Source organism: Flavobacterium geliluteum, assembly GCF_017948595.1.
Classification (GTDB): Bacteria; Bacteroidota; Bacteroidia; order Flavobacteriales; family Flavobacteriaceae; genus Flavobacterium; species Flavobacterium flavipigmentatum.
The window spans coordinates 63676-82306 of record NZ_JAGFBV010000003.1 but is presented as its reverse complement, the minus strand read 5'-3'; the positions used below and the strand labels follow the sequence as shown (position 1 = coordinate 82306).

Below are 18631 nucleotides of genomic sequence, written 5' to 3'. Positions count from 1 at the left end.
AATAGGTTTGAAATCATAAAGCCCTTTTTTAGAAATGATGACTTTATTGATCCGTCAGGTGTAATTATTGGTGCTATCCATTTAAATTTTATTCCAGTTTTATTTATAACAAGAACATTTATTTTTAAAGAAATCACACCCAACGGATTATAATTATTGCTTAATCATTTTTTTAGTCCAGCTTTTTTGATCCGATTTAAAATTCAGAATATAAATTCCTCTGGCAAGTTTGCTAATATCGATCAGGCTTTCGTTAGTGTCAGCATCCATTTTGTGCTCGATAATCTGAGTTCCCGAATTATCAAAAATTGTGATCACTTTATGATCTAATTTTTCGGGTACCAAAACTTGAACATAATTACTTGCTGGATTAGGATACATGGCAAAAACTGCGGTTTCTCCTTGCGGTTCCTCAACAATTGTTGCTGTTTTTTTAGCGGTAGAAGCAGTTCCATACGCTTCCAACTCAAAAAGAGAATATCCATAAGGAGTCAGAGCTTTGGTAGTACATAAAATTCTGATGTATCTTCCGGTTCCGTTCACTACCAAATCGTCTGTTCCGCCATCGCTGGCCGTTTGCGTATTTACCGTTTCATTTTCTGTAAAAACGTTATCAGTAGAAATTTGCACTTTATATTGGGTTGCAAAAGCCGCTTCCCATTTCAAAACCACACGATTGATAGTGTAATTGCTTTGCAAATCAACATAAATCCATTCGCTGGCATTGGCAAAACCGCTCGACCATCTTGAGGCTGTGGCATCTCCATCTGTGGCTTTCGCCGAAGCGTAAGTAGCATTCTCCTCTGTAGAAGCAACAGTTGGTTTTGATAAAGCCAAATTGACGTTGTTGTTTGAAGTAATATTTCTAACAATGACATCGCTAAAAACTCCAGTCGCCAATGTTCCGTTTGCATGAGAAGTCACCGCCATACCCACATAAATAGTATTGGCCATGGCGATCGTTCTTGGCGTACCAATTTGTGTCCATGTTGTACCGTTGTCTGATGAATAAGACGTAAATGTATTTCCTGATCTTACCAAACGAACCCATTTTGGAGACGCACCGCCAGTTCCTTCAAAAATTGTTATTCCCGCTGTTGTGTTTCTGGATAGAAATTCAATTCCTGCTCCTGCACTGGCATCTGTCATAGCGTGTTTAGAAGTTGGCGTAAGTGTTTCGCGGAACATTACACCTGCTTTTGCATAGGTATTGGTATTGGTTAAAGAATTTATTTTGGCAATAATTTCGGCATCACCTGTTATCGCTTGGTTAACATACTGAAACTGATCACTTGACTCCCAAATGTCTGTACCTGCTCCTTTTATTGTAAAAGTTCCGTTACTGTAAGTTGCTTCTCCAGCCGGAGTTACAGCTCCCAAATCTGTACTAACCCAAGGAGATGGCAATGTCGCTGGCGGATTTTCTGTAGAAACTAAATTGACCGCTCTGATATTATCAAAATAATACGTGTTTCCAGAACTGGTTCCCGGCTCAAACAAGAATACAAAACGATTTACTTCGCTATCTAATGTTGAGGCGTCAGGTGCACTAGCATACGTAAAAATTAGCGTATGCCACGTGTTGGTTTGTTTTACAACTGCTTGATAAACGCTGTGTCTTCCTACCGGAAAGTTAGACGGAATTGAAGCGCTGCTTTCTGCCTGCCATGAAATAACAGAACCTACTGGCGCTGAAGTATACACATCCATCGCAAATTTTTTAGTTCCGTTTTTGAAATCTCCAATGTTATTTAAAATCGTGTTGAAAGAAAAATTATCGTATAATTCTGTTGATTTTCTAACATATCTTCCAACATTTGAAGAAGTATTAATTCCGGTTGCGCTCGGATTTGCAATGTTTGGCGTATATGTTCCGATCGCATCTCTAAAAGTAATATTGTGTGTATTTTGATAATCTTCGTAAACCACTCCCAGCGTAAAAGTATCCGGCAATTTGGTTGAACCAATTCTAATATTATCAAAATAATACGTATCGCTGGTATAAGAACCAGAGTTGAACAACAAAACCATTTGATTGATCGCTAAGTTCGATGTTCCTGCGTCCGGACTTGAATTATAATAAAAAGTCAGGGTTTCCCATTGATTTTGTTTTGAAGTAATCGCAACATAATTACTATTTCTTCCTGTTGGAAAATTACCCGGAAGCGATGTGGCGCTATTCTCTAGATTCATACTTACAACAGTTCCTACAGGAGCAGAAGTATAGACGTCAATCATAATTTTATTAGTCTGATTTTTTAATAACCCCGCATCTTCAATCGTGCTTTGTGTATTAAAAAATAAAACATCATATTGCTCGGTTACATTTCGAACATATCTTGCCACATTCGCGGAAGCGTTTACAGAGTTTGACCCGGGATTGGCTACCACACTGTAAGTTCCGGTAGTAGTACCCTTGATAATTCTATTGATACCGTCATAATTTTGCAAAACATCAGTAGCAATAACAGGTTTTTCAGGAGCCGCTTTTGTAAGCAGATTATCAAAATAATAAGTAGTTCCAGCATTAGAATTAGATTCGAAAAGAAAAACTACCGTATTGATAGAAAGGGCACTTGTGTTGGGATCGATTACTTTTTCGAATTCAAACTCAATAGTCTCCCACTTGTTTTGTACCGTAGTGGTGGCTTTGTAACCACTGTGTCTTCCTGAAGGAAAATTAATGGCTGTTGTAACCAGACTATTTTCGAGTTGCATCGAGATTTTAGTTCCTACAGGAGCAGAAGTATAAATATCAAAAGAAATCTTTTTGCGACCGTAAACGTAATCATTGGCATTACTGATCACTACATTTTTAATATTCATAACATCATACAATTCAGATGAGTTACGAACATATCTTCCTACCAAAGGTGATGTATTAATTCCTGTAGCCGACGGATTTGCAATAGCTTCAGTCAGAACACCGGTTTTGTTTCCGTAAACAATATTTCTATTGGATTGAAAATCTTCGTAAATTCTCTCTACCGGTAAAGGTGCTTCTGTGGTTACAGCCAGTTTGTAAGTGTTAGCAGCACAACCAGAAACCGTGGTCGCTACAGCAACATCTCCTCCAGTTGTTCCCCAATTTACTGTAATTGTATTGGTTCCTTGCCCTGAAGTAATTGTTGCTCCCGCAGGAACTGTCCAATTATAGGTTGCTCCGGCAATTGTGTTGATAGAATAGGTTTTATTGGTTTCATTGTTGTATACTTTTGCATCACCAGTTACACCATACGTAAAACTGCCGCTGTAAACGCGAACGTAATCTACCTGCAATTTTGCTGGAAAATCTCCCGGAATTGGTGCTACTCCAGCACCATTTACGCTTGTGTAAGGCGTTCCTGCACTTCCTACTGCAAGATTTAGAATGATGTAAAACGGTCTGTCGTTAAAAGGCCATCCGCCGTTTACGGTTGTATTGGGTGTTGCGGTATGAAATAAATTACCATCAATAAACCATTTAATACTATTGGGTGCCCATTCTACTGCATACACGTGAAATTCTGTAGACAAATCGGTTGGAGATGCGTAGCTTCTACCTGTATAATGATAACCGCCAGCATCATAATGAATAGTTCCATCTACAGATTGTGGGTTCCTGTGTTTGGCTTCCATAATATCAATTTCGCCGGTAAATGGCCAAGTTCCAGATCCTCCCTCTGGCAACATCCAGAAGGCAGGCCACGCTCCCATTCCTGATGATAGCTTCATTCGGGCTTCTATTCTTCCGTATTTTACAGCATATTTACCTTCTGTAGTTAATTTTGCAGAGGCATAAGGTTGTTGCGGAAATTGCGCATTCGGCTCATATTTGGCCTGAATGTTCAAATAACTGTTTGTTCCTTCTTTTACTATTGTCGCCTGATTAGGATCGTAGCGTTGCGCTTCGGCATTTCCGAATCCGCAAAGCGAAGGACAACCATTTCCTGAAATGCTTTGCCATTTCAGTGCATCGACTGTTGTACCATTAAATTCGTCTGACCAAATAAGAGTGTTACACTGCGCACTCATTTTTAGAAAAGACGAAAAAATCAAAATCGTAAGAATAATAAATCTTTTTCGTAAAGCGTAATTACTTCTCGGTGGTTGTCCGAAAAAGGAGTCTTTTTGTTTCATTTTTTTATTTTTTTGTTAGTAAAGACTGCTAACTCTATAATCGATCTATTTGTAAAAAATAGACTATTATTTTATTAACAATGTACAATATTAACAAATAAAATACGTAGAAGTCTTATTTTTAGGTACGGTTTGACTACGGTATTTGTAAAAAAATGTAGTAATAAGCATTCAAAAAAAGTAAAAGTACTTGAGATTATACTTAATAATAAAAGACTAAAAATTAAGAATAAACTCAGTAATATTGGCGTCTGAAGGAAGCTGTAATTTTTTTCGAATGCGGTATCGGGTGTCCTCAACGCCTCTTACGGAGATTCCTAAAAGCGGTGCAATTTCTTTAGTATTGAAATTCATTCGCAAATAAGCACACACACGCATATCTCGAGGTGTCAGTTCTGGGAAACTGGTTTTGAGTCGTTGCATAAAATTATCATGAAGCTGATTGAAGATTTCTTCAAACTCATTCCAATGCTGATCGCCTTGCAACTCATGATCAATTATCCGATTTATTTTTGTGAGTAAAGTAAAATTTACATTCGCATCATTTTTCTTGTCGATTTTACCAATAAGTTCCTTGATAGACAGTAAAATTTCGTTTAAATGAATAAGATTTACGGTATTCGAAGCCACTTTTGCATTTTTTAAATTGATAGTAGCTTCAAGGTTTTCACGCATAATAGCCATATTCTCCTGTTCCAATGCCAATTTTTGCTCGTTTAATGCGGCACGATTTCGCAACAATTCTTTTTCCTGATTCAGGATCAATTGTTCGCGTTCGCGTTCTGCGAGATTTTTTTGGTACCTGATAATAGCATAAATCAAGACACAAAAAAGTGCCAAATACAACAGGTATGCCCAGCTTGTTCTGTACCAAGGCGGTAAAATTCGAAACTTAAAAACAGCCTCATCACTTACAACATCATACAGATTTTTTGCTCTAACGTGAAAAACATATTCATTTTCGGGCAAGTTGGTATATTCTTTTTCAGTCTGAAGGTTCCAATCCGACCATTTTGGGTCGAAACCCTCCAGCCAATACTCGTATTTTGTTGCATCGGCTTCGTCATAACACAAAGACGCAAACGAAAAATGCAAAGCGTTATTAGCATAAGACAAAACAGGAGCAAGTTCATCACCCGAAGAAATATCATGAGTTGGCAACACATCATATCTGCTTGAAAATAGCAGGCTGTCTTTAGGGAAAATACATTTTACCTCCGAGATTACGGCTTTATATTTAGAAAGATAACTTTTGTTTCCGTTCTTTTTATAATGAATTAAACCATCCTGCGTGCCAAAAAATACATCTCCGCTTGCTGTTGTTTGAATGTTTTCGAAACCCGGAACATACAAATATCTTAATTTTCTAAAAGGCAATTCTTCTGTAGTAAATTTACCATTTGCCTCCCTGCTCATCTTCCCTGTATTGTCGCCGGATACATACCAAATGTTATTTTGATGGTCTTCCTTAAGCAGGCGAATATGATTTTCTGTGCCGAGATATTTTTTAAAAGAGGCATCAGGAATCATTTTTTTCGACTTTGAATCTTGTTTGTAAACTCCTTTTGTGGTTCCAAAAAGCATCTGATTGTCAATGCTAAAATTATTCAGAAACAAACTCGATGGAAAACCATTTTTTTGGTTGTAAAAATCATAATCTGTAACCGTATCAAAGTTTTTATTAAATTTTAGTTTAAAAATACCTTTGTATCCGTGAGCCACCCAAATGTTTCCATCTCTATCGGTTACAATGACTCTGCTGCTTTCATCAAAGCCTTTTATTTTTATTTGATATACCCAGGTTTTATTTATATTTTTTAGAAGATACAAACCCGTATAACCGCCAACAAGAAGCAAGTCTGGATGTTTTGGAATAATTATCCCTTGCCAGGCACCATTTGTTTTTGTGAGCAATTGAGCAGAATTTCCTTTTATTTCGAAAATGCCGTTTTTTTCAAAAGCCAAAAGCGAATTGCCGTAAACCCCAATATTCCAGACATTTTCAGACATTCCAGAAATGTGTTGAAAGTGTACATTTTCTTGCTTTCCACTTTTGTATGCCTCCCAATCGAGCCAAAGCAAACCATTACCGGTGCAGATGTATAATTTATTTTGATAAATCTGACTGCAATAAATTTTGGTTTCAGAATTAGAAGTATCTAATATTCTTGACAAGGGTGATGAAATCTGAATCATCGAAATACCCTCTTTTAGCGTTACCCACAAGTTGCCTTCTTTATCGGTTTTAAGATTGGTCACATATTCATTCTGCAAACCCATTTGTTTGTTAATATGCTGAATCAAATGGCCTTGACTATCAATCACCACCAAACCAGCCTGACGCATTCCGATGCCATAATAACCATCGGGAAGTAAAATTCCGGTAGAGATTTGGTTTTGCTTTAATAAATAATCTGCTTCGGTTACAAAAGGCTTTATTTGATTGTTTTTAAAAATAAAAAGTCCGTTTTTTTGTGTGAGCAAGAGCATGCCTTCCTTCGTTGCAAGAGCTTTTCGAATATTCATGCCCACAAACTGTTGTCCGCCAGTGACGGGTTGCAAAGCATCGCCTTTAAGTTTTAGCAAGCCTTTGGCACTATCCAAAACATAACTGTCCGTACCAATAGTAAAAAATTCGTCAAAACTAGAATCCGACTTTATGACCTTGATTTTGTTATTTTTAAAAATAAATATTTTTTCGTTAGAGAAAAAAATCACTTCCTCATTTACAACAATCGTATGCAAAACATCGCCAAATTTTTTGGCCAAGTTTGGAAATAATTTTACTAAAGAAGTGTATTTATATTGGCCGTTTGATAATTGAGCCGCATAGCCAAATTCGCCTTGAGCGCCCACATAAATAACATCTTTTTTGTCGATGGCTAGCGAGCGGATCATGCTTTTATTTTCGGGTTGCGTTACAATACTCCATCGCACACCATCAAATTGCATGATTCCGAAATGATTGGCAAAAAACATCATTCCTTTAGAATTTTGCAAAACATCCCAATTTTCTGAAGCAGCTTTATAGGTTTTCGGACTATAATTGGTAATAAAGGGAACCCCTATTTTTTTTATTTGAGCATTGACTAAACAAGAGAAAATAAATAGGCATACAACTAAAAATCTAAGTATAAAATTCGTCATTTGGCTTTGTCTGTAGGTTAATTTGTGGCTATTGAAACCACAATATCAAAAACAACTTCTTTGGGAAAAGCTGTTTCTTAGCGAGACAAATCGTTTGTTTATTAACACCAATACTGATAATTCAATATTTTAAATCATAAAAAAAACGAATATCTAAATTCAAATATATAAAATTTTATTTTAATGCAACAAATTACATTCTATATAAAAAATCTGTAAATCAATAAATAAAGTGATAAAAATAAACTTACATAGGCAATATGATGTGAAATGCTGCGCCCACGTTTTCTTTTGCTTCAGTAAAAATAATTCCCTTATGATTTTCTACAATTTTCTTTCCGATAGCAAGACCAATACCCGTTCCGTTATAAACATCAGAGTTATGCAATCTTTGAAAAATAGTAAAAATTTTATTTTCATATTGCTGCTTAAAACCAATGCCATTATCCTTGACGATAATCTCGCAATAGCGGGCATGCAGGTCTAAAGTAGGATACTTTTTAATTTCATTAGAAGTCATTTGGCTCGAGCTAATCTCTACTTTGGATATCGAACCATCATTTTTACGAAACTTTAGCGCATTACTGATCAAATTGTAAAAAAGTTGATTCATCTGTAGGGACATAGCCTTGATAACAGGCAATTTACCTACTTCAATTTGAGCTTTTTGCTCCTCTATTAAAAGTTCAAAATCAATAAGGATATTTTCGATAATTACATTTAAATCTGTAACTGTAAATTTTCTTTCAGTATTTTTAAGATAAGAATACGTAAGTAAATCCTTTATTAAAGTATTCATCCTGATTGAAGATTTACTAATTTTTTCGAGTAAAAGAAGTGCTTCCTCAGAAATATTTTCTTTCAAACCTAAAAGCCTGCTGATAAACATTAATATTTTACGCAAAGGTTCCTGTAAATCGTGACTTGCTATATAGGCATATTCCTGTAACTGAACATTGGCGTCGTTTAGGTCTTTTATCGTACTTTCCAATTCGGTATTTGATGTTAATAAATCTACCGTACGCTCGAGTACTTTTGCTTCAAGACCATCCGTTAGTACCTGTAATCTTTGTTCTGTAATTTTTCGTTCTGTAATATCTTCAATAGCCAGCAAAATCAGCTGTTCTTTACTGGTTTCGTTGGTTACTTGTCTGGCGTTTAACAACATCGTGCTTTCGCCGTAAGGCAAAAGATTTACAGAAATCTGGTAATCGTCAAGCTGTATTTTTTCGGGAAGTATCTTTTCTAACATTGCGCGCATCGGAATGTTATCAAAAAGATGATTCTGAATCTCATAAAGCAATTTACCGGTAGCTTCATGTTTTGCAATATTGTATTTGTTAGAAAACGCCCGGTTAATGTTTCGTATTCTTAAATCATTGTCCAGCACCACAATAGGTTCCCTAAGAGTCGCTACAATGGCTTCGGTATAATTTTTTGAAATATTAATTTGCAGCTGTTTATTTAAGAGCTCCTGGTTTATTTGCAAAAGCTCCTCATTGCTCGACTGCAATTCTTCTTTAGAAGTTTCCAGCTCTTCATTGAGGCTTTGTAGTTCTTCACTTCCGCTCAATAATTCTTCATTGGCGCTTTGCAATTCTTCGTTTGAGGCTTCCTGCTCTTCGCTTATAGCGTTTACATCATCGTGTATTTTTGCTAATTCTTTTTCGAGCTGTTCAATTCTTTTCAGATAAACAATATTCCGAGGATCATCTGTAATAGTTGCAGTTGAAATAATATCTTGCTTTCCACTAATAGTTTTGCTAAAAAGAACTAAAAAATAAGGCTCTGCAGTATCTTCTAAAGGTTGAACTTCAATGGTAATTTCGATATTATTTTGTTTGCTTTTAATCTGAATTCCTTCTTTTATAATAAGCGAACCCGTTTCTTTGGCTTTATGACAAGCATTCCGTAATTCAAAAACCAATCCATCACGAGCCATTTTTAAGAGATTAAAAGAGGGCTTACCGGGATTAAGGGCTATAAACTCTGTAATCACACCATTAATATGTACAATATCCAAATTCTCATTAACGATTACACTAGGTGGAGTATAATTGGAAAGCAAGACCAATTCGGCACTTTTTCTAAAATCTTCTTTGGTGATTTCTTTTCTTTTAATGGGTGTCTTGGGGATTTTGGATTTTTGGTCAGATCTCATGCCAGAATGTACAAATCTGCCCGATAATTGTTTACGTGTGTAAATTTTTCCGGCTTTATCGAAAGACTGAAATAATTCGCCAGCCGGGACAGTAGTTTCTGACTTTCCTAAAAGTAAAAAACCATTTTCTTTTAAAGCATAATGAAAAGTGGTCAGGGACTTTTTCTGCAAAAGCGAATCCATATAAATAAATACATTTCTGCAACTAATTAAATCCATTTTGGCAAAAGGAGGATCTGTCAAAAAATTATGAACTGCAAAAATGCAGATATCCCTAATTTTTCTTTTTATTTTATATCCGTTTACAGTTGGGGTAAAATACTTGGCCAGAATGTTCTCGGAAACATTTTTTATCTGAGATTTTGTATAAAAGCCAGTTCTCGCTTTGGCTATAGCAATTTCGGAGATGTCTGAAGCAAAAATCTGAATTTCCTTTCCTGTCAAATTTTCCCCTAAATATTCATAAAGCGAAATAGCAATCGTGTAGGCCTCTTCTCCGGTAGAACATCCTGCAATCCAAACACGTATGGTGTTTCCTTCTGCAACTTTATTGCATAACAAAGGAAAAACGTTTTCGCGCAGAGTCGCAAATATTTTATCATCTCTAAAAAACTCCGTAACAGGAATTAGCATATCATTGAACAAATCTTCTTGTGCTATTTTATCACTCTGAAGCATTTTTAGATAATCGGCCAAATTTGTCATCTTGCTCATTATCATTCTTCTGGCAATACGTCTGCGTATAGTAGTTTGTTTATAATAGGTAAAATCTACTCCGCTATGATGGCGCAGTATTTTAATGATCTCTTGAAATGTTGCTTCATCATCAGGATTGTTTTCTTCGTTGATTAAATTTCTTGCTTTTGAGAGTTCGATCATTTTTTTTACGATCTCAGCCGGCGACAAAATATAATCGACCACGCCAGCATCTATAGCACTTTGCGGCATTTCGTTATTTGCAGCATCAATGTTCTGAGCAAAAGTAATTCCGCCGTGCTTCTTGATCGCTTCAAGTCCCGCAGTTCCGTCAGATCCGTTTCCTGAAAGCAATACGCCATACGCAAGATCAAGATGAACTTCGGCCAAAGAATTAAAAAAAACATCTATAACCTGATTTTTTGTATTTTTAAGACGTGGACTTAGCTTTAAAACCCCATCAAAAGAAGTAAGCATTTTATTTTCGGGAATAACATAAATCATATTGGGCGCCAGATGAATCTCATCGCTAATTTCGTTTATCGGAATTTTAGCCACTTTCGCAAGTATTTCCGTCAGCATACTATCGTGCATCGGATGCAGATGTTGCACAATGACATACGCCATTTCAGAATCGAGAGGAATTGTGTCAATAAGCTCCTTAAAAGCCTCAAGTCCTCCTGCCGAAGCGCCGATACCTACAACAGGAAAGTCTTGGCGAGTAGCCTTTGGTAAGATATTTTTCTGCGTATACATGATGGTTAACCTTTTGTGTATGAGTAAGAACCAAATTAATTTGGCGATAGTGTGTGTTTTTCGCTAAAGCGAAATTATAAAGGAATCCATTGCTGCTTTTTTTAATTTTTCCTCCCAATTTGTTTCAATGACTTTTTTTAATATTTTTTTCAAATCATTAAACTCAATAGGTTTTACAATATAGGCGTTGGCACCTAAACTATAAGTATCTTTTATGCCCTCTTCGGTTGAAGATGTAGAATAAATGGCTATTACGGGAATGTGTTTAAATTTTGTATCCTCTCTAATTTGCTGTAAAGTTTCCAGACCCGAAAGTAAGGGCATATTGAGATCTAAAAAAATGATATCTGGAATGTCAGAATTTAAATCAGAAAGACGATCTATGAGTTCAATACCATTTTTACAAAATTCAACGGGATAATTTAGATGAAGATCTACAATTGCTTCTGCAAAAAAATCTCTATCATCTTCATCATCATCTGTTAACAGAATCCTCATATTGGGAGTATTATTCATTGCAACGGCAGTATTTATCTCAAATATAAACATAAATAGAGAGCGAGATATAAAATAAGGTAATTTACTTACGTTATTATACATAGAAATTAACATCTGTTAAGAAGAAAACAACGTATATAACACGGTATTACTGTTTATTACAAATTTATTTTGATTGAAAATAATTATAGAATATTTATTATTTAACAGGTTTTGGATTACTTTCATTTCGTGAAGACTTATAAAACCTATACAAATCTCAATTTTTAGTAAAGCTTTTTCATTATCAGACGAAAAATATAAAATCGTCATGATCGATTCAGTCCGCTAAAAGGAATAACTTTTACTTAAACTGACGTTAATTTTGAGTTTTGAATTTAAATAAAAATTGATTTTATAATATTATTTTTTACATTTGCTGCTATTTTTATTTATTCTAAATAGATTGTTAAGCAAACGCTTTTTCTTTCGATAAAATAAATCATAATCAATTCAAAAACAATAAAAATCTAAATATGAAAAAGAGTCTTTTTATTTCTCTTGCCTTAATAGCCACTTTTTGTGCCAGCGCACAACAAAAGAATATTTTATTAGAACCTGCTTTTTGGAAAACAGCACCCGATGTAAACGCTGTCAAAGCTGAAATAGCTAAAGGAAACAGCCCATCACAAGCCAACGCAAATGCTTTTGATGTTACGGTTTTGGCCATCAACAATGACGCTCCTGTTGCCACTATAAAGTACTTACTGGAACAACTTGGAAATGAAACCAACAAATTGACCCATGATAATCGTATTTATTTGCATTGGGCCGCCTACAAAGGAAACACAGAAGTGGTTGAATACTTAATTGCCAAAGGATCCGACATTAATTTTGAAGACAGTCACGGTGCTTCTCCAATTTCTTTTGCCGCCTCTAGCGGAGTCGTAAATCCTGCGATATATGATGCTTTTTTTAAGGCGGGAATTGATCCGAAGAAAAAATATAAAAATGGCGAAAACCTATTGCTTCTGGCTATTCCGTTTGATAAAAATCTAACCAACAGCGATTATTTTGTCACCAAAGGAATGTCATACCAAGATGTGGACAACAATGGAAATACAGCTTTTGATTACGCTGCAAGAACAGGAAATATTGCCCTTTTAAAGAAATTATTAGAAAAAAAAGTAAAATATACCGATAATGCTCTTTTAATTGCCGCTCAGGGGAATCGCAGAGAATCGAATACTATTGAAACTTTCAAATTTTTGGTTGAAGACGTAAAAATAAAACCAACAGCCACAAACAAATCTGGAGAAAACGTTTTGCACTTGCTTGCAGGAAAGCCGAATCAAAAAGAAATTATCAATTACTTTTTATCCAAAGGTGTAGCTGCAAATAAAGCTAATAAGGAAGGAAATACGCCGCTTATCATTGCTGCCGGGTCAAGAGATGCTGCTGCATTGGAGCAACTTTTACCAATTGTAAAAGACTATAATACTCAAAATATAAAAGGAGAATCGGCGCTAACTATGGCCGTAAAATCAGGAACTCCTGAGGCAGTTGCTCTTTTATTAAACAAAGGTGCAGACGTAAATGTTCAGGACAAAGATGGTAACAATTTAGGTTACTATTTGGTACAATCGTACCGACCAAAAATGGGCAAGGAAAAAGAGTCAACAACTGATCCGTTTGAAACAAAAGCAAAATTACTTCAAGACAAAGGGCTTAATTTGGCTGCACCACAAAAAGACGGAAGCACTTTATATCATGCTGCCATTGTCAAAAATGATTTGAATTTAATTAAAAAATTAGCTTCTTTTGGCATAGATGTTAATGCCAAAAATAAAGATAGCTTAACGGCTTTACACAAAGCTGCGATGACCGCCAAAGATGACGAAATTCTTAAATATTTATTATCTATAGGAGCCAAAAAAGAAATCACTACAGAATTTGATGAAACTGCGTATGCTTTGGCCAAAGAAAATGAATCATTGACCAAAAATAATATTGCTGTCGAATTTTTAAAATAAATACAAAATTGCTGTGATTTTAAATTCTACTTTAGAAAGAAGTTATAGCTTTACCAACAAAATATAAATTTATTTGCTACTATGAAATCAATACTGAAAATAGCCCTTACAAGCACTTTTATCCTCATTACCTCTCTTCAAGCTAATGCGCAGGCAAGTAAATACAAATGTATGCTACAAATGGCCAATTATATGGGCGAAGGTGCTTATATAGTCGTTTCATTAATCAATCCAGCAGGAGAGTATGAAAAGACACTTTATGTAATGGGTGATGATAAAAAATGGTACAGTTCGCTAAAAGAATGGAATAAATTTCACTCTAAAAAACCTTCAGATATCAGTGCCAAAACGGGAGCATCTGTTACTGGTGGCGATCGCAGTATTACTACCATCGAAATTGAAGATGCTAAAGTTAATAAAGGCTATAAATTAAGATTCGAATCTGCTGTAGAAGATCAGAAATATTATGTAAACGACTTAGAAATTCCGCTAACAACTGCAGGAATTGCTGATAAAACAGAAGGTAAAGGATACATCCGTTACGTAAGGCTCAACAAAATTTAACAGCCCGACATTCAATACAATTGACTACATTTCAATAGATTACACTCGATGACTCTTTCTTTTTGGCGTTACACACACTTAGCTCTGGCTTTGTTTTCTTCTTTATTTTTACTTTTGGCAGCGTCAACGGGTATTATTCTGGCAATCGATGCCATGCAGGAAAAAACGCTTTCATACAAAGTTGAAAATTTTGATCAAATAACTCTGGGAGAAATTCTGCCAGTCTTAAAAAAGACCTATCCAGAAATCACCGAATTAAGTATTGATCACAACCAGTTTGTAACACTACAGGCGATCGATCAGGAGGGCAACGATGTCAATGCGTGTATTGACGTAAGAACCGGAAAAAAGCTGGGTACACCTCAAAAAAAGAGTGCATTTATTCAATGGGTGACAGGTTTTCATCGCTCATTATTTCTTCACGAGGTTGGACGGTTCTTTGTGGGTGTAATTTCATTTTTATTGGTGTTAATTGCAATTTCTGGTTTTGCCCTTGTGCTCAACAGACAAAAAGGTATCCGAAATTTCTTTTCGAAAGTAATCAAGGAATATTTTGCTCAGTATTATCATGTTGTACTGGGCAGGTTGACATTAATTCCGATTTTAATTATTGCCTTAACCGGAACGTATTTGTCTTTAGAAAGGTTTAATTTTTTTATGGGCGAAGACAAAAAACCAGTCGTAACCACACAAACAACAGCTTCAGATATTGCAAAAAAAGGTAGTGAAATATCGCTTTTTAAAAATACACTTTTATCAGATGTAAAGAAAATTGAGTTTCCTTTTACGGATGATCCAGAAGAATATTACATCATCGAATTGCAAGATCGTGAAGTTGAAGTTCATCAGGTTACAGGAGCTATCGTTAGCGAAAAACGTTCCCCAATGACTGTTCAATTATCCGATCTAAGTCTGAATCTACATACCGGGAGAACCAATGCCATCTGGGCTTTTATACTTGCTGTTGCCAGTATCAACATTCTCTTTTTTATCTACTCTGGTTTTGCCATTACGTTGAAAAGAAGGTCAAGCCGAATTAAAAACAAATTCAAAGCCCACGAAAGTAAATACATCTTGTTAGTAGGTTCTGAAAACGGAAGCACCTTGCGATTTGCCAATGCCATTCAAAAGCAATTAGTGGCACACGGAGAAAAAGTATTCCTCGCTGAAATGAATAATTTTACTGTTTTCCCAAAAGCAGAACACATCATTATTTTTACATCAACACATGGCTTGGGTGATGCGCCCTCTAATGCCAACAAATTTATTGCCTTGCTAAAAACACATCAGCAACAGCAAAAAATCAATTTTTCGGTAGTTGGTTTTGGTTCCAAAGCATATCCTGATTTTTGTGGTTTTGCTTTTAAAGTAGATCAAGAATTAGCTAATCTTAGTTGGGCGGAACGCTTTTTATCGGTACAAACAGTAAACGATAAATCTACTGTAGAATTTGTCGAATGGACGAAATTGTGGAATGTTAAATCCCAAACCTCTTTATCTACTACTCCATCGCTCTATAATCACGTTCCGAAAGGATTACAAAAACTAATGGTTTTAGAGAAAACAATGGTTTCTGAGACCGAACAAACTTTTTTACTTACGCTTCGCGCGAATAGCAGAGCCAAATTTACATCTGGAGATTTATTGGCCATTTATCCAGCCAATGATACCCGAGAACGCCTCTATTCTATCGGAAATCATTTGGGTAACATTCAGTTGGTCATCAAACTTCATCCAAACGGATTGGGTTCCGGTTATCTAAATCAACTACAGTTAGGAGATGTTATTAAAGGACAAATCATTCAAAATAATGCTTTTCATTTTCCTAAAAAAGCTCCTCTAGTTGCTTTTATTTCAAACGGAACTGGTATTGCTCCTTTTCTTGGTATGATAGCACAGAATAAGCCAAAAACAGCTACTCATTTGTACAGTGGCTTCAGAATGGAAACCGAGACAGTGGCAGGTTATAAACAATTCGCAACAGCGATGATTCAAAAACAACAGCTTCAAAGCTTTCATTTGGCTTTATCACGTGAGGCCGAACATTTTTATGTAATGGATTTGATTCGAAGAGATGCTTCCTTTTTTACTGATTTACTCAAAGAAGGCGGCGTTATAATGATTTGCGGGTCTTTGGCCATGCAACAAGATGTAGAATCGGTTTTGGATGCATTGTGCAGTGCTGAAAAAATGATACCTTTAGAAGCTTACAAAAACAATGGGCAGTTGCTCACAGATTGTTATTAAACTTATTTTACTCTGCTAAGATGTCTAAACTTTCTAAATACGTTACTTATAAAATACTCCTTATTAGCATGGTAATGAGTAGCTTTATGGGCAGTGCGCAGGTTTTGCGAAAAAGAACGACGCTATTGATGGGAGGCCGTTTTGACATTAGTATTGTTGCTCAGGATTCTTTAGCGGCAGAACAAAATATAAATCTTGTTATTGCAGAAATTAGCAGAATTGAAAATTTAATATCGGACTGGAAATCTGATTCTCAAGTTTCTGAAGTCAATCAAAATGCTGGAATTCGTCCTGTAAAAGTAGATCGTGAAGTTTTTGAACTTACTCAAAGAGCCATTCGGTTTTCTGAAGCCACCAACGGCGGTTTCGACATCAGTTTTGCTGCGATGGACAGAATCTGGAAATTTGACGGATCGATGACTGAGATGCCTTCGGCGGAAGCCATACAAAAATCTGTAGAAAAAGTAGGCTACAAAAACATTCTTCTCGATAGTGTAGCCTCGACCATTTTCTTGAAAATAAAAGGAATGAAAATAGGTTTTGGCGCTCTAGGCGAAGGCTATGCTACCGACAAATGCAGAGCAATGATGCTGGCCAAAGGCATCAAAGCGGGTATCATAAACGGCTCGGGAGATATGAGTACTTGGGGGAAACAACCCAATGGAAAACCTTGGAAAATTGGAATTACGAATCCGTTTTTTCCTGAAAAAGTTTTAGCTATCGTACCCTTAGAGCAAGATGCTGTAACTACTTCCGGCAGTTACGAAAAATTTGTTGTTTTTGATGGCAAACGATATTCTCATATTATCAATCCCACTACAGGTTATCCCGCCACAGGATTGTGCAGCGTTACGGTTTTTGGTCCCGATGCAGAAACTGCCAACGGTTTGAGTACTTCACTTATGGTTTTAGGAAAAGATCAGGGATTACTTTTGCTTGAGAAATATCCGAAATATAGTTGTTTAATGATTACCGACAATGGCAAAGTCATTCAATCAAAAAACTTCCGCATCAAAAAAATTAAGGCAAAGCTCTAATTTCTTGCTACGGAAGTTGTAAGTATTCGAAGTTATTTGTTATAAACTTTCTATTTTTTATCAATTTTATACAATCTTCCTTGATCAGTAACAGCGTACAAAGCACCATCTGAACCTTGTGTAATGTCTCTAAAACGCTGATTTTCCTGAGTTAGAAGTCTTTCTTCGCCTATCACTACATTATTTTGAATGGCCAAACGCACAATATGCATACCGCTTAGTGCGCCTACAAAAAGGTTATTTTGCCACTCTGGAACGCGATTACCACTGTAAAATGTCATTCCGCTTGGTGATACAACAGGGTCCCAATAATAAACCGGTTGCTCCATACCTTCCTGTTTCTGAATTCCTGCTCCAATTTTCTCTCCACCATATTCTATTCCGTAGGTAATCGTTGGCCATCCGTAGTTAGAACCTGCTTTAAGGCGATTGATTTCGTCACCTCCGCGTGGTCCGTGTTCAGACAACCAAACTTCACCAGTAGTAGGATGCAGCGCCAGTCCTTGTGGATTTCTATGACCAAAAGTGTACAACTCCGGTAATGCTCCAGTTGCCGTAAAGGTAGGATTACCTGATGCTGGTGCACCTTCTTTAGTAATTCGTACCACTTTGCCCAAACCATTTGTAACAGCTTGTGCCAAAGGTCTTGTCTCTAAAACAGAACGCTCTCCCGTACTCACGACAAGGTTGCCCGATTTATCAAAAAGAATTCGACCACCGTAATGCAGCGTACTGGCATTGGCAGGATTAGTGCGATAAATTACCGTTGCTGCTTCTATAGCTTTTTCGTCATTAGACAATCTTCCTTTGGTTACAGCGGTGAGATTACCGCCCGTTGCAGCTTCAGAAAAAACCCAGTAAATCATTCGGTTGGATGCAAACTCAGGATCAAGGCACAGGCCTAATAAGCCACCCTGACCAGATGCATTTACGGTTGGGGCTCCCAAAATAGGGCTACTCACCACTCCCGCTGTAGTGACGATGCGAAATCTTCCTGCTTTTTCTGTGACCAGCAGCCTTCCGTCAGGAAGCGTTTTTACTCCCCATGGGTTGGTAAGCGTGGTGGTAATAACTGTTGCCTCGTACTTTGTGTTGGTTAATAAACCACTGGCACGAGTTTGTCCGGCAAACGCCGGAGGATAAGTAGTATTGGCAGCAGAACCTTCTACGGGAGGTGTAACTGTGCCTGGATCTGGTGTTTCAGGATCTTTATCATTGTTACAGCTGAACACGGTAAAGATTGCACTCGAAAGAATAGCAATGTAGGTGATGTTTTTCATAGTCTTGGGATTTTAATTAAAAACGTGTATTATTCTTACTTATTGTATTCATTTACAAATGTAATGCAATCAAAAATATCTTGATTGTATAGAGCTTATAATCTATTAAACAAA

The 18631-nt window shown here is 36.4% G+C and carries 9 protein-coding genes; 4 read left to right on the top strand and 5 right to left on the bottom strand.

Going from position 1 to position 18631, the window contains the following annotated elements:
- Positions 1–153: 153 nt before the first annotated feature.
- The 4 genes from J3495_RS02865 to J3495_RS02850 form a co-directional block, all read right to left on the bottom strand.
- A complete protein-coding gene (locus J3495_RS02865) occupies positions 154–4119 on the bottom strand; it encodes a family 16 glycosylhydrolase (RefSeq protein ID WP_210665063.1) in 3966 nt (1321 codons plus the stop codon).
- Between the two features lie 216 nt (positions 4120–4335).
- Entirely contained in the window at positions 4336–7266 is a 2931-nt protein-coding gene (locus tag J3495_RS02860) for a triple tyrosine motif-containing protein (protein WP_210665062.1), read from the bottom strand.
- A gap of 247 nt (positions 7267–7513) precedes the next feature.
- A complete protein-coding gene (locus tag J3495_RS02855) occupies positions 7514–10879 on the bottom strand; it encodes a CheR family methyltransferase (protein ID WP_210665061.1) in 3366 nt (1121 codons plus the stop codon).
- A gap of 63 nt (positions 10880–10942) precedes the next feature.
- Positions 10943–11395 carry a response regulator gene (locus tag J3495_RS02850; protein ID WP_236025381.1) on the bottom strand — a complete coding sequence of 151 codons (453 nt, stop codon included), beginning with the start codon at positions 11393–11395 and terminating at the stop codon, positions 10943–10945.
- Between the two features lie 497 nt (positions 11396–11892).
- On the opposite strand from J3495_RS02850, the gene J3495_RS02845 reads away from it, so the two are divergent.
- The 4 genes from J3495_RS02845 (at position 11893) to J3495_RS02830 (ending at position 17237) form a co-directional block, all read left to right on the top strand.
- Positions 11893–13389 (top strand): ankyrin repeat domain-containing protein, encoded by a 1497-nt coding sequence (locus J3495_RS02845; protein WP_210665060.1) that lies wholly within the window; start codon positions 11893–11895, stop codon positions 13387–13389.
- Between the two features lie 81 nt (positions 13390–13470).
- A complete protein-coding gene (locus J3495_RS02840; protein ID WP_210665059.1) occupies positions 13471–13953 on the top strand; it encodes a DUF2271 domain-containing protein in 483 nt (160 codons plus the stop codon).
- A 48-nt stretch (positions 13954–14001) separates the two neighbouring features.
- Positions 14002–16200 (top strand): PepSY domain-containing protein, encoded by a 2199-nt coding sequence (locus tag J3495_RS02835; RefSeq protein WP_210665058.1) that lies wholly within the window; start codon positions 14002–14004, stop codon positions 16198–16200.
- A gap of 20 nt (positions 16201–16220) precedes the next feature.
- A complete protein-coding gene (locus tag J3495_RS02830) occupies positions 16221–17237 on the top strand; it encodes an FAD:protein FMN transferase (protein WP_210665057.1) in 1017 nt (338 codons plus the stop codon).
- Between the two features lie 50 nt (positions 17238–17287).
- Here J3495_RS02830 and J3495_RS02825 read toward each other — a convergent pair whose 3' ends face one another.
- On the bottom strand, positions 17288–18517 hold the full coding sequence (locus J3495_RS02825) for a PQQ-dependent sugar dehydrogenase (protein WP_210665056.1): 1230 nt from the start codon (positions 18515–18517) through the stop codon (positions 17288–17290).
- Positions 18518–18631: the final 114 nt, after the last annotated feature.

Excerpts from the sequence above, each read along its gene's own strand:
- J3495_RS02865 (WP_210665063.1), bottom strand. The coding sequence starts at position 4,119 with ATGAAACAAAAAGACTCCTTTTTCGGACAACCACCGAGAAGTAATTAC.
- J3495_RS02860 (WP_210665062.1), bottom strand. The coding sequence starts at position 7,266 with ATGACGAATTTTATACTTAGATTTTTAGTTGTATGCCTATTTATTTTC.
- J3495_RS02855 (WP_210665061.1), bottom strand. The coding sequence starts at position 10,879 with ATGTATACGCAGAAAAATATCTTACCAAAGGCTACTCGCCAAGACTTT.
- J3495_RS02850 (WP_236025381.1), bottom strand. The coding sequence starts at position 11,395 with ATGAATAATACTCCCAATATGAGGATTCTGTTAACAGATGATGATGAA.
- J3495_RS02845 (WP_210665060.1), top strand. The coding sequence starts at position 11,893 with ATGAAAAAGAGTCTTTTTATTTCTCTTGCCTTAATAGCCACTTTTTGT.
- J3495_RS02840 (WP_210665059.1), top strand. The coding sequence starts at position 13,471 with ATGAAATCAATACTGAAAATAGCCCTTACAAGCACTTTTATCCTCATT.
- J3495_RS02835 (WP_210665058.1), top strand. The coding sequence starts at position 14,002 with ATGACTCTTTCTTTTTGGCGTTACACACACTTAGCTCTGGCTTTGTTT.
- J3495_RS02830 (WP_210665057.1), top strand. The coding sequence starts at position 16,221 with ATGTCTAAACTTTCTAAATACGTTACTTATAAAATACTCCTTATTAGC.
- J3495_RS02825 (WP_210665056.1), bottom strand. The coding sequence starts at position 18,517 with ATGAAAAACATCACCTACATTGCTATTCTTTCGAGTGCAATCTTTACC.